This window comes from Methanococcoides orientis (assembly GCF_021184045.1).
Taxonomy (GTDB): Archaea; Halobacteriota; Methanosarcinia; order Methanosarcinales; family Methanosarcinaceae; genus Methanococcoides; species Methanococcoides orientis.
The window spans coordinates 2,095,357-2,108,886 of record NZ_CP073710.1; the positions used below are offsets into that span (position 1 = coordinate 2,095,357).

Annotated in this window: 6 protein-coding genes, 1 tRNA gene and 2 rRNA genes; 4 read left to right on the plus strand and 5 right to left on the minus strand. The window is 46.7% G+C overall.

The window, feature by feature from the left end:
* The gene (locus J7W08_RS10170) at positions 1-1,065 is read left to right on the plus strand and encodes a (Fe-S)-binding protein (protein WP_233084353.1); all 1,065 of its coding nucleotides are present in this window, start codon (positions 1-3) and stop codon (positions 1,063-1,065) included.
* Positions 1,066-1,168: 103 nt separating this feature from the next.
* Here the strand turns inward: J7W08_RS10170 and J7W08_RS10175 are convergent, their stop codons facing one another.
* From J7W08_RS10175 to J7W08_RS10195, 5 genes are all read right to left on the minus strand, one after another.
* Positions 1,169-2,701, minus strand: coding sequence for a hybrid sensor histidine kinase/response regulator (locus J7W08_RS10175; RefSeq protein WP_233084354.1), 1,533 nt, complete (start codon positions 2,699-2,701; stop codon positions 1,169-1,171).
* A gap of 181 nt (positions 2,702-2,882) precedes the next feature.
* The gene (locus J7W08_RS10180) at positions 2,883-4,754 is read right to left on the minus strand and encodes a YgiQ family radical SAM protein (protein ID WP_375141048.1); all 1,872 of its coding nucleotides are present in this window, start codon (positions 4,752-4,754) and stop codon (positions 2,883-2,885) included.
* 11 nt (positions 4,755-4,765) lie between these two features.
* Positions 4,766-5,401, minus strand: a complete 636-nt coding sequence (locus tag J7W08_RS10185; protein WP_233084355.1) for an MBL fold metallo-hydrolase — start codon at positions 5,399-5,401, stop codon at positions 4,766-4,768.
* Positions 5,402-5,422: 21 nt separating this feature from the next.
* Entirely contained in the window at positions 5,423-6,178 is a 756-nt protein-coding gene (locus tag J7W08_RS10190; protein WP_233084356.1) for a TatD family hydrolase, read from the minus strand.
* Positions 6,179-6,183: 5 nt separating this feature from the next.
* Complete coding sequence (locus J7W08_RS10195; RefSeq protein ID WP_233085764.1) at positions 6,184-7,680, minus strand: 2-isopropylmalate synthase; 1,497 nt, start codon at positions 7,678-7,680, stop codon at positions 6,184-6,186.
* Positions 7,681-8,784: 1,104 nt separating this feature from the next.
* On the opposite strand from J7W08_RS10195, the gene J7W08_RS10200 reads away from it, so the two are divergent.
* From J7W08_RS10200 to J7W08_RS10210, 3 genes are all read left to right on the plus strand, one after another.
* Positions 8,785-10,260, plus strand: a 16S ribosomal RNA gene (locus tag J7W08_RS10200).
* A 112-nt stretch (positions 10,261-10,372) separates the two neighbouring features.
* Positions 10,373-10,445 (plus strand) — tRNA-Ala (locus tag J7W08_RS10205).
* 143 nt (positions 10,446-10,588) lie between these two features.
* A 23S ribosomal RNA gene (locus J7W08_RS10210) occupies positions 10,589-13,514 on the plus strand.
* Together the 16S and 23S rRNA genes with 1 tRNA gene alongside form the textbook arrangement of a ribosomal RNA operon.
* Positions 13,515-13,530 lie beyond the last annotated feature (16 nt).

Genomic DNA, 13,530 nt, shown 5'->3' on the forward strand with positions numbered 1-13,530 from the left:
ATGGAGGATGAGCATTTAAGGTCAATACTAAAATGCGTGCGTTGCGGAACGTGCCGTTCGGTATGTCCTATATTTGAAGAGCTCGGATGGGAATCTTTCAGTACCAGGGGACGGATGATGATCGCAAAAGGGATCTCTGAGGGAATGGAACTTGATGAGAGTATTATTGATAGCATCAATACCTGCACTACATGTGGCATATGTGAGGAGATGTGTCCTGCAGGAGCAATGCCGCCTGATGTCTTTGAAAATATAAGGCATGAAATTGTGGAAATGGGTAAGGAAACAGAGACCCAAAGGTACCTGCGTGAGAACACGCTTTCCACAGGTAACCCGATGAATGAAACTCATTCTAGACTTGGGTGGCTAATGGAGCAACGCGATATGCCGGAACACGCTGAGAATGTGTATTTTGTTGGTTGCCTTGGATCTTACCGATATCAGGAAACTGTACTTAGGACATACGACCTTATCAGCCACCTTGATGTGACAGTGCTTCCCGATGAGGTCTGTTGCGGTTCCCCTCTTCTGAGAACAGGTTCTGATGCAACTGAACTAATAGCGCATAATGTCAGGCAGATGGAAAAAGCAGGTGCTCATACCATAATAGCCAGTTGTGCGGGCTGCTATAGTACTCTTAAAAATGACTACCCTGACAGGTTCAATATTGTTCATATAACAGAATTCCTGGAAGAGAATCTGGATAAATTGGAACTTGACAGGCTTGATATAACTGTAACATATCATGACCCATGCCACCTTGGAAGGGCAAACAGGATATTTGATGCCCCAAGAAAATTGATAAAAGCTGTCTGTGAGCTCAGGGAAATGAGGACCTTCAGGGAGAATGCCAGATGTTGTGGAGGCGGGGGCGGAGTTCGCAAAGGTTACCCTGAACTCTCAAAAGCGCTTACAGAAAAAAGAGTTGCAGAAATTCCTGAAGGTGTGGATTACATTGTAACTTGTTGTCCATTATGCCGTACCAATATGGCACCATTTAGTAAAGTTCCGGTGATCGATCTTCTAGACCTTCTGACATGGGCGCAAAAAAAGAAAAGAGAATAAAGAAAAAAGAACTACGGAGTAAAAAGGCAGAGAATAAAAAAAGGGAAGTGGTATGCAGGTGTTTTTTTATTCGAATTAAGGTCCTGTGATCGCGGATCTTGCCTTATTCACTGATAGTTTTCTCATTTTCAAATGCTGGTAACCGGACATGGATCTCAGTTCCATTCCCTGTTTTAGTATCGATGCCCATATCACCTTTGTGTGCGCTTATGATCTTCTTACAGATGATCAGGCCGTAATCCCGGTTAGTGCAACAGATATCACTTTCACTGGCATCTTCCGGAATATCGGTGCAAAACTGGCAGAGTATATCGTTTGGAATTCCCGGTCCTGAATCTCGTACAATGATATGCACAATTCCATTCTCTTCTGAAGATGACACCGAAACCGTTTCTCCTGCAGGAGTGAATTTTATTGCATTGTCAAGCAGGTGTATTAGCACAGATTCGATATATTTGCTGTTGCCTTTCACTATTGGCAATGTTTCAGGTATCTCTTTTTTGAATTCAATACCTTTATGCTCTATATTTGAGAGCATGCTGGCAGTTATGCTTTCCAGCATCTCTTTGAGGTCTATGAGGCTAAATGTATATTTTATTGTCTCATTTTGCATGTCGCTGACATAGAACAGTGATTCTATCAAATGTCGAAGACGTTCTGAGTTATGGACAACAGTTTTCATGGTCTTCTTTTGATGCTCGTTCAACTCACCCAGACGCTCATTGTATAGAAGTTCACTAAATCCTTTTATCGATATCAGAGGGGTTCGAAGTTCGTGGTTGATGTTTGCCAGGAACTCATCCTTCATCTTATGGGAAAGACGAAGCTTCTCATTTGCCTTTGTGAGCTCTTCTTCCATGTTCGCTCTTTCTGTGTTGTCCTCACCTGAGCGGATCATGCCGATGATCTTTCCTTCCTCATCCTTTAAGATCACATCATGCCAGAGTATCAGCCTTTTTTCTGTGGTCCCATCGCTGTTTTTTGTCAATAGCAGCAGTTCATGGAATTCAGGCAGTTCTCTTTTACCTTCAAGTATCTGGAATAGTTCTTTTTTCTGGATATCTTTCGTATCTTCCGGGAAGAAATCGGCCAGGCTTTTCCCTAAAATGTCCTCTTTTTTCCATCCCAGCAAGTTACAAGCTTTCTTGTTGGCAAAATCGATGTTTGAATCTTTATCAAGTATTATGATAATGGAGCCAATAACATCAAGGTACCTGGAGGCCTGATTGCGTTCTTTGATAACTTTATCCTGCAAACGTTTGATCTTTAGTAACGCCTTCACACGCGTGGAGATCTCCAGATGACTGACTGGTTTGTTAACGAAATCATCAGCTCCTTCTTCAAGGCTTTTTATTTTTTCATCCTTTTTATCGGGAGTTGCAATAATGACGATTGGTATTAGCTTTGTACTTTCGTTGTTCTTCAGTATCCTGCATATCTCATGAGCAGCAATGTCCTTTATCATGTTATCAAGCAGGATGAGGTCCGGTTCATTATCAATGGCTTTTTGGAGCCCTTCGTTTCCGGAAGATGATCTGATGATATCATGTTCAGAGATAAGAATGGATTCCAGAAGCTCGACATTGCGGTCTTCGCTGTCGATGATGAGTATCTTTGATCTTTCTTTCTGGTTCATTCCTTTCTCCATGAAAACTATAACGGATCTTTAATGATCCATAAAATATCTTCGAAATGGTAATGAAAATTAAGCTTTGCGTGCGCTACATATTTTTGCTATTTTAGATAGCAATAGCGCTATATTTGCTATTTCCTTACCCTTTCAAGTATTACCGATTATTCTTATGCTATAAAACCATTCATCTTTTTGTAAATGATGAAGTTTTCTTCCCTTTTCTTGATATGAGACAGTTCCATGTATTTCCGATTAGATCCTCTCGACCTGCCTGCTTGAGACCTTCATATACAAGGCTCTGGTTTCGGGGGTCGCGGTAATGCATCATAGCGCGTTGTATGTTCTTTTCCCTTCGTGATGTAGCTACATATACCTTCTTCCCCGTGAAGGGGTCCAGTCCTGTGTGGAACATGCAGGTGGCAGCTGTCATGGGTGTTGGTGTGAAGTCCTGCACCTGTTCAGTATACCTGTTCGTTTCCTTTATGTACTCTGCAAGCTCGACCATATCTTCCATGGTGCAGGCAGGGTGTCCTGACATGAGGAACGTCACAAGATACTGGTCTTTGTTAAGCTTCTTGTTCGTCTTCTCAAAGATGTCGGCAAATTCCTCGAAAACCTCTTTTCCAGGCTTTTTCATGCAGTCGGTAACCTCTTTAGAATAGTGTTCAGGAGCGATCTTCAGCTGTCCACTGATATGATGTTCACATAGCTCTTCGATATATTCAGTATCAAGAAGTGCAAGGTCATAACGTACACCGTAACTTACAAAGACGTTCTTTACCTCAGGGATCTCCCGAAGGTGACGTAACATCTCTATGTTCTCTTTGTGGGATGTGGCCATGGAGGGGCAGGGTTCAGGATACAGGCAGAGTTTATCCTTGCATGCTCCGCTCTTTTCCCATTTCTTGCACTTCATAGCGTACATGTTGGCGCTGGGACCTCCGACTCCGATTATATTGCCTTTGAATCCTTTTAGTTTCGTAAGCAAGTGTGCTTCACGCACTATGGACTCGATGCTTCTACTTGAAACGGTACGTCCCTGATGCTGGGTTATGGCGCAGAAAGAGCAGCTTCCAAAGCAACCCCTGTGAGTTGTAATGGAGAATTTAACAGTTTCCAGTGCTGGCACTTTTTCCTTGTAAGAGGGATGTTCTTCCCTTGTGTATGGCAACTCGTAGACATGGTCAAGTTCTTCCTGTGAAAGTTGCCTCATGGGAGGGTTCTGGATGATGGTTGTTTTTGGATGGGGCTGTATTAGCGCTATGCCTCTGACAGGGTCCTGCTGTTCATACATCAGCTTGAATGCTTTTGCATAGAGTTGCTTGTCAGATGATACTTCTGTGTAGGAAGGAAGTTCCACGTAAGGGAAAGTAGTATCTTCACTTGTCTTCATTTCCTTCCACTTTTTCACTTCCAGCTTCCAAGCGGTTCCCTTGATATCCCTTATGCTGCTGATATCTTCGCCTGCATCAAGTCTTTGGGCAATTTCCGTGGTCTGCAATTCTCCCATTCCATAGACCAGCAGGTCTGCAGGCGCATCTGCAAGCACGGATTGCCTTACTTTGTCGGACCAGTAGTCATATTCTGCAAAACGGCGGAGGGATGCCTCGATACCTCCGATCACGATCGGTACGTCAGGGTATGCTTGCTTTAGTCTGTTGGAATAAACGACAGTTGCACGATTCGGACGCAGCCCGGTTTTGCCACCGGGGGAGTATAGGTCCTTTGGTCGGGGTTTGAGTGCAGGTGTGTAATTGCTGACCATTGAGTCAGTGTTGCCTGCAGCTACTGCGAAAAAGAGGCGGGGTCTGCCAAGTTTCATGAAGTCATCGGTATTATCCCATTCTGGCTGGGCGATGATACCTACTTTAAAACCGGCATCTTCGAGGACACGGCCTATTATCGTTGCACCAAAGCCTGGATGGTCTACGTATGCATCCCCGGAAATGATGATGATATCAAGCTCATCCCATCCGCGTCTTTTGCACTCTTTGCGGTCCATGGGAAGGAACCTAGACTCATCAGAGCCTTTTTGTTTACGTTTTTTTCCTGACATGATCTTTCTCTTTATCGGAATGATTTTGACATTTGCAGGGACAGGAGTATCTGTTTGTTCACGTCCTCACTGGTTACAGGACCGTGTCCCGGGTAAAGGGTGATAACTTCCAGCTCGGTGAGTTTTTCAATGGATCTTGAGAGTTCTTCCATGTTCCCTCCTGCAAAATCAGTACGTCCAATGCCGCCATTAGGGAACACTGTATCCCCTGAAAAGAGCCCTTTGGAATAAGGCTCGTAGAGGCTGATACCTCCTGGGGTATGTCCAGGTGTATGGATCAGTTGAAGTGCTTCTGTGTCACTTATCTGGATGATGTCGCCGTCCTCATAGAGTATATCCGGTTCAAAGTTGGGTGCCGGGGATGAGAACAACATGGATGCGCTTGTCTCCTCACTTTTCAAAGATGCAGCATCGTTCTTGTGTATCGCTATGGGTGCGTCACAGAGCTCAGCTACAGGTTTTGCAGCTGCACTGTGATCGAAATGTCCATGGGTGAGGATGATCAGTTCGATGTTCCTTGGGTCGGTAAGCTCTTCCAGCTTTTGGATAAGCTTGCTCGTATCCATTCCAGGATCGATTAGTATCTTTTCATTGATAAGGTATGAATTGGATGCATATGGTGATGTGTTGATCCTCTGAACTTTCATTATGTATCTCCTTTTGTTATCTTAAAGACCAAATACACTTCTTGTATTTTTAAGGGTTGCCTTTGCAATTGCTTCTTCTTTAATTCCCTTTGCCTCTGCAATCACCGGAAGAATGTCCAGCACGAATGCAGGTTCATTGCGTCCCTTTCTGGGAGATAAGTAAGGGCTGTCGGTCTCGATCAGTATTTTGTCAAGGGGTACATTTTCAGCTATGGACCTGTGATGATCTGAAAAACATACAATGGTGGGGATTGAGATGTAGTATCCGGCATCTGTTATCATGCTGGCGGTCTCTACTGAACCTCCATAGCAATGGAAGATGACCTTATCAAGGTCTCGTACCATCTCGAAAGAATCTTCTTCGGCTTCCCTTCCATGGATAATCAGGGGTTTATTATAACTGTCTGCTATCTCGATGACCTTTTGGAAGTATTCTTTCTGGTGTTCCCTTTCCTTGCTATCCTTATAGTAGTGGTAATCAAGACCTGCTTCGCCGATACCGACACTGTGCTCAGCTTCCTGTTCAAGCTGGAGAAGGATCTCGTCGGCGACTTCGTTACCGTAATGAGAAACAACAAGTGGACTAAGGCCTATTGTAGGATGGATAAAATCGTATTGTTTTGCAAGTGCGAGTGTTGAGATGTTCGTCTTAAGGTCAATACCTGAATTGACCATTTCAACAACACCCGCATTGCGTGCTCGTTCGATTACTTCTTCACGGTCACGTTTGAATTTTGGAAAATCCAGGTGACAGTGCGAATCTATGACCTCTTGCATGCTCCTTATGTTTTAAGGAGCATGTTAATAGCTGTTACGAGCGCTTCTACAGAAGCCAGGACAATATCCGCGTTTGCTGCGCGGGCTGTGACGATTCTGCCTTTTTCATCCTGTACGCCGATAACGACTTCTGCAAGTGCATCTGCACCGCCGGTCACAGCTTCTATTCTGAAGTCATGTATGCTTACGCTTGTTGCATGTTTTCCGATGAGGGTCTCAACGGCTTTCAGGGCTGCATCCACAGGTCCGACACCTACATCGGATGTGATGCGCTCGGTTCCGTTGACCAGAGCCTTTACAACAGCTGTTGATGTGGTGACATTTCCTGTCATCACGCTCACCTCTTTGAGATCGATGGTTGGCATTCCTTCAGGTTTACCAAGGATATCGAATGCTATTACATAGAGATCGGCATCGGTTATGCGTTTGCCTTTGTCTGCAAGCAGTTTCACCTTATCGATGATGGCATCGAGCTGTTCATCGGAAGGATGGATGTTCGCAGATTGAAGTGATCTGAGAACTGCATGTCTGCCTGCGTGCTTTCCGAGTACGATCCTGCGCGTATGACCAACCATTTCCGGGGTCATGATGCCGGGTTCGAATGTATCGGAGTTTTCGAGGACGCCGTGTGTGTGTATGCCTGATTCATGGGCAAATGCGTTCTCTCCGACTATCGGCATATGCGGTGGAATGGCCACTCCTGTATAACGTTCTACCATGCGTGCAGTTTCAACGATGTATTCGGTGTTGATGTTCGTCTTTGCACCATAGATAGAGCGCAAGCTCATTACTGTCTCCGCAAGATCGGCATTTCCTGCACGTTCTCCAAGTCCGTTGACCGTAACTTGTGCCTGGCTTGCACCGGCTTCTATGGCCATCAGACTGTTTGCTACGGCAAGTCCGAAGTCATTGTGGCAGTGAGTATCGATAGGGATGTTGATCTCCTTATCCAGTTCACTTATGAGGCGATACATGCCTGATGGAGCTATCACTCCCACGGTATCAGGAACGTTGATGATGTCACATCCTGCATCTTCTACTGCTTTGTAGACCTCGATCAGATAGTCCATATCTGTTCGGGTTGCGTCCATTGCAGAGAACATGCAGCGCATGCCGTGGTCCTTGATGTACTCTACGGCATTGGTCGCCATTTCAATTACTTCTTCACGGCTTTTCTTGATGGTGTGTATCCTCTGGATGTCAGATGTGGAAACGAAGGTGTGTATCATTCCTACATCTGCCTGAATACAGGCATCAAGGTCCTTTGTGAGAACACGTGCAAGTCCGCATACCTCTGATGTGAGACCTGCGGTTGCTATATTGTGCACGGATTCCATATCGCCTGCAGAGGCGATCGGGAATCCTGCCTCGATAGTATCCACTCCAAGCTTTGCAAGCTGATGAGCGATCTCGATCTTTTGCTCAGGAGTAAGGGATACACCGGGGGTTTGTTCGCCGTCACGAAGGGTCGTGTCAAAAATGCTTATCTTTCGGTCTTGAATCGGTTTATCGCCGTAAAAAGCGATCCCTCAGTTGTGTAGTTGTATCCATAATGATCGTATAATCTACATGATTAATGGTATAAATAGGAAATGGTGGTCGTCAGTTCTTAAAGTCAAATGAGTTCTATGAGGTCCATGTGTGGGTATTTGAGTTATCTGTTATGGCATTGATACCTGTTTCCTGCTCCATTTTAATGTGTAATTATGGGATATGTGAATGCGATCCGTCAGGCAGGAGTATTTCATCGCCATGTGTTTTCGTGTAGATTGGGTCTATCTATAGAGGTTCCTCCTAGTTAGCTCGCAGGTATTAGTTGGGATATACTATAATAGTATAGAAAATCAGGCAATTGTCCTATTTTTCTTATTTGCTTAAAAAGCATTCCTTAGATATTTCTGTAGTTTCTTTTGGATGCCATTTTGGGTAATTGTATTCTAGTAAATGTCACGGCAATGCGGGATGCAGAATTTATGCTAGGGTAAATATTATTGTTATATCTCTGTTTCTAGTATTTTGTTCAATTCTATGAATCTCTTCTATAGATGTCGATTTTGATCTATCTTAACTACAAATAATATTTCTCTGAACAGGCAGGGAGTTTGTTGAAATTTGTGATTTGTTTAATGAAAAATGCCTTTAATCGGCGGTCATATAAACCCGTGCCACATACTGACACACAACGTATAAATACGAGTGAGATATTGTAGGGGTGCTCTCAGTGAGCTGGTCGCTGTCGATTCTGACACGATCTATTGAGAGTTCGAAAAACGTCATACATTTCGCGTATATCGACACATTCTCCAAAAATGTGTCATAATCTTCCGATCAGGAAGGTATATATGCGATGAGATGTATTATGAGAATCTCGCACAACGTGCGTGGAATTTCAATCACCTCCATTTCAAAATCATTAGTGGAGACCTGAGCTTTTCAGGTCTGACGTTGAAAGTGGCAGTTCGGTTAATTCTGACTGATAGTGACTTTATCTATCAAACAGAACTAACCAACATTGTGCAAAGAAAACAACTCTCTAATTAAACAAAAGAGTTCTTTTCCGACAATTTTCTTAGTTAACTTCCAAATTTTGTGTGCTTTAACAAATAACTCTGGTTGATCCTGCCAGAGGTTACTGCTATCGGTATTCGACTAAGCCATGCGAGTTAAATGTTCTTCGTGAACATAGCGAACTGCTCAGTAACACGTGGATAACCTGCCCTTAGGTTCGGCATAACTCCGGGAAACTGGAGATAATTCCGAATAAACCATTCATGCTGGAATGCTTTTTGGTTCAAAGACTTCGGTTGCCTAAGGATGGATCTGCGGTCTATCAGGTAGTAGTGGGTGTAAGGTACCTACTAGCCTACGACGGATATGGGTTGTGAGAGCAAGAGCCCAGAGATGGATTCTGAGACATGAATCCAGGCCCTACGGGGCGCAGCAGGCGCGAAAACTTTACAATGCGGGAAACCGCGATAAGGGGATACCGAGTGCCAGCATATTATGTTGGCTGTCCACATGTGTAAACGGCATGTGTTAGCAAGGGCCGGGCAAGACCGGTGCCAGCCGCCGCGGTAACACCGGCGGCCCGAGTGGTAATCACTTTTATTGGGTCTAAAGGGTCCGTAGCCGGTTTGATCAGTTCTTCGGGAAATCTGACAGCTCAACTGTTAGGCTTCCGGGGAATACTGTCAGACTTGGGACCGGGAGAGGTAAGAGGTACTACAGGGGTAGGAGTGAAATCTTGTAATCCCTGTGGGACCACCAGTGGCGAAGGCGTCTTACCAGAACGGGTCCGACGGTGAGGGACGAAAGCTGGGGCACGAACCGGATTAGATACCCGGGTAGTCCCAGCCGTAAACGATGTTCGCTAGGTGTCAGGGACGGTGCGACCGTTTCTGGTGCCGTAGGGAAGCCGTGAAGCGAACCACCTGGGAAGTACGGCCGCAAGGCTGAAACTTAAAGGAATTGGCGGGGGAGCACTACAACGGGTGGAGCCTGCGGTTTAATTGGACTCAACGCCGGAAAACTCACCGGGGGCGACAGCAAGATGTAGGTCAAGCTAAAGACTTTACCTGAATCGCTGAGAGGAGGTGCATGGCCGTCGTCAGTTCGTACTGTGAAGCATCCTGTTAAGTCAGGCAACGAGCGAGACCCGTGCCCACTGTTGCCAGCATGTCCTTCGGGATGATGGGTACTCTGTGGGGACCGCTGGTGCTAAACCAGAGGAAGGTGCGGGCTACGGTAGGTCAGTATGCCCCGAATCTCCCGGGCTACACGCGGGCTACAATGGCTGGGACAATGGGTTCCTACACCGAAAGGTGATGGTAATCTCCTAAACCCAGCCGTAGTTCGAATCGAGGACTGTAACTCGTCCTCGTGAAGCTGGAATCCGTAGTAATCGCGTTTCAACATAGCGCGGTGAATACGTCCCTGCTCCTTGCACACACCGCCCGTCAAACCACCCGAGTGAGGTATGGGTGAGGGCACGGATTTTGTGCCGTGTTCGAACCTAAATTTCGCAAGGGGGGTTAAGTCGTAACAAGGTAGCCGTAGGGGAATCTGCGGCTGGATCACCTCCTAAGCAACGATCCGCACAAAGCGGATCAACGCTATCAGTCAGAAATCGATAAACTGCCACTTTCGACAAACCACTTCAATGAAACAAGATTTCGCTGGAAAAAATGCGAGCGAGGGCTTGTAGATCAGTTGGAAGATCGTCGCCTTTGCAAGGCGAAGGCCCTGGGTTCGAATCCCAGCAAGTCCATTGGATCATTACGATTCACAATCATCAAGTGCACCGAGCAAGTAATGTTGCTTGGGAAGGATGGATGTGCCCTTTCCCCGATATTGGGCACTATGAGATCATGTATATATTACATATCAGACGCTCACTGGACAAAGTGAGATGGACTCTGGTAATTATGCCGTCAGGTGGATGGCTCGGCTCAAGCGCTGATGAAGGACGTGCCAAGCTGCGATAAGCTCAGGGTAGACGCATGGAATCTATGAACCTGAGATTTCCTAATGAGACCTCTTAGCACATTTGTGCTGATCAGTCATGATCGGGAACGCCCCGAATTGAAACATCTTAGTAGGGGCAGGAAGAGAAATCGAAGAGATGCCGTTAGTAATGGCGAATGAACACGGCAAAGTTCAAACTGAATCCCTCCAGTAATGTGAGGGAGATGTGGTGTTGTAGGAACTTTCTAAGGTTCCGACCTTTTCTTAGCTGAACTTTTCTGGAACGTTAGACCGTAGAGTGTGAAAGTCACGTAAGCAAAGAAAAGAGGAACTGGAAATGTTCCTGAGTACCGTGTGTTGGAAATCACGCGGGAATTTGGGAGGCACCAACTTCCAAAACTAAATACGTCTTGAGACCGATAGCGAAGTAGTAGGGTGACCGAAAACTGAAAAGTACCCCCAAAAGGGAGGTTAAAAGTGCCTGAAACCTGATGGTGATGGAGCGATATGGCATGAAAGGATCTTTAGTTCGAAGGAATCAACCGCGAGGTTGTAGTACGAGTTCTAATGCCGATGTCATATCATACGTTTTGAAGAACGGGCCAGGGAGTGTAACTAAGTGGCGATGGCTAACCTTTTATCTGGGAAGCCGAAGCGAAAGCAACAAGCACGCAACCCTTCACGGGGTGAGGTGCGGCGTATACAAGTGCGTGGAGTCACTAAGTTACGACCCGAAGCCGGGTGATCTAGGCGTGGGCAGGTTGAAGCGTGGCGAAAGCTACGTGGAGGACCGCAAGCGGTATTGATCTGCAAATCATTCGTGTGACCTGCGTCTCGGAGTGAAAGGCTAATCTAACCCGGCATCAGCTGGTTCCTTCCAAAACATGTCGCAGCATGACCTAACTGGAGATAGTCGGTGGAGTAGAGCACTGATTGGTGGTCCCGGGGGAGAAATCCCTCAGCCGCTTGTCAAACTCCGAACCCACCGTCGTCGTAGAAGGTTGGAGTCCGGGCTACTGGGGTAAGCTTGTAGTCCGTAAGGGAGACAACCCAGCCCGTGGTTAAGGTCCCTAAGTGTCGACTAAGTGTTAATACTAAAGGGCGTCCTAAGCCCTAGACAGCTGGAAGGTTAGCTTAGAAGCAGCTATCCTTTAAAGAGTGCGTAACAGCCCACCAGTCGAGGTTTGGGGCCCCGAAAATGGACGGGGCTCAAGTCGACCACCGATACCACGGAGTACCGAAAGGTAATCTTGTAGGAAGGCGTTGCGTTTGGGCAGAAGCAGGGCTGTGAAGTCCTGTGGACCGAGCGGAAACGAAAATCCTGGTAATAGTAGCAGCATAGTCAGGTGAGAATCCTGACCGCCGAAGGGCAGGTTTCCTCGGCAATGATCGTCAGCCGAGGGTTAGTCGGTCCTAAGTTGTACCGTAATTCGAGTACATCAAAAGGGAAACAGGTTAATATTCCTGTACCATTTAACAATAAAACTGACGTTTCGGGGCAGGCTGAGCGGCGCCGTCGCGCCGTCTAAGCATCGAACTCTGTGGAGAGCCGTAATGGCGAGAAGCAGACGAATATGTTATGGCGAAAGTCAGCTTCACCCTGGAACCCGTGAAAAGGGAGTTAAATGTCCGTACCGAGATCTGACACAGGTGCCCCTAGCTGAAAAGGCTAAGGCGTGTCGGAATAATTTGGCTAAGGGAATTCGGCAAATTGGCTCCGTAACTTCGGGAGAAGGAGTGCCTGCCGTGTAGACGGCAGGTCGCAGTGACCAGAGAACTCTAACTGTCTAATATCAACATAGGAGATCGCAAACCCGTAAGGGCTAGTACGATCTCTGAATCCTGCTCAGTGCAGGTACCTGAAACTTCGGTTCAACGGAAAGAAGGGCCTGTAAACAGCGGGGGTAACTATGACCCTCTTAAGGTAGCGTAGTACCTTGTCGCTTAATTGGCGACTTGCATGAATGGATCAATGAGAGTTCTACTGTCCCTAGCCAGAGTCCGGTGAAGCTTACATTCTAGTGCAGAGTCTAGAGACCTCTAGGGGGAAGTGAAGACCCCGTGGAGCTTTACTGCAGCCTGTCGCTGGGGTGTGATTTTGGATGTACAGTGTAGGTAGGAGACGTCGAAGCCGGTGCGCCAGCATCGGTGGAGTCAATTGGGACACTACCCTTCCAAAGTTACGCCCCTTACTCCGAGAGGAGGACCCCGATAGGTGGGCAGTTTGCCTGGGGCGGGACGCCCTTGAAAAGATATCAAGGGCGCGCAATGGTTAACTCAAGTGGGTCGGAAACCTACTGAAGAGTGCAAGAGCATAAGTTAGCCTGACGTGATTCGGCACAGTAGCGGATCACGAGACGAAAGTCGGTTCTAGCGAACCTTTATGTCCCGCTTGGTGCGGGCTAAAGATGACAGAAAAGTTACCCCGGGGATAATTGAGTCGTTGCCGGCAAGAGCACATATCGACCCGGCAGCTTGCTACCTCGATGTCGGTTCTTTCCATCCTGGCTGTGCAGCAGCAGCCAAGGGTGAGGTTGTTCGCCTATTAAAGGAGATCGTGAGCTGGGTTTAGACCGTCGTGAGACAGGTCGGTTACTATCTACTAGAGGTGTCTGTAGTCTGAGGGTAAGTTGCTTTTAGTACGAGAGGAACAGAGCAACGGCGCCACTGGTCGATCGGTTGTCTGACAAGGCACTGCCGAGCAGCTACGCGCTAAGGAATAAGAGCTGAATGCATCTAAGCTCGAAATCTGACCTAAAAAGAGACTACGTTAAGGATTCCGGTAAAAGACCGGATTGATAGAGTCGGGATGTACGCACCAAGGCAACGAGGTGTTCAGTCCGCGGCCACTAATATCTGTGCCTCATCCGTTTTGCTTTGTCCAGGCG

Coding starts and splice junctions, on each gene's coding strand:
- J7W08_RS10170 (WP_233084353.1), top strand. CDS start 1: ATGGAGGATGAGCATTTAAGGTCAATACTAAAATGCGTGCGTTGCGGA.
- J7W08_RS10175 (WP_233084354.1), bottom strand. CDS start 2,701: ATGAACCAGAAAGAAAGATCAAAGATACTCATCATCGACAGCGAAGAC.
- J7W08_RS10180 (WP_375141048.1), bottom strand. CDS start 4,754: ATGTCAGGAAAAAAACGTAAACAAAAAGGCTCTGATGAGTCTAGGTTC.
- J7W08_RS10185 (WP_233084355.1), bottom strand. CDS start 5,401: ATGAAAGTTCAGAGGATCAACACATCACCATATGCATCCAATTCATAC.
- J7W08_RS10190 (WP_233084356.1), bottom strand. CDS start 6,178: ATGCAAGAGGTCATAGATTCGCACTGTCACCTGGATTTTCCAAAATTC.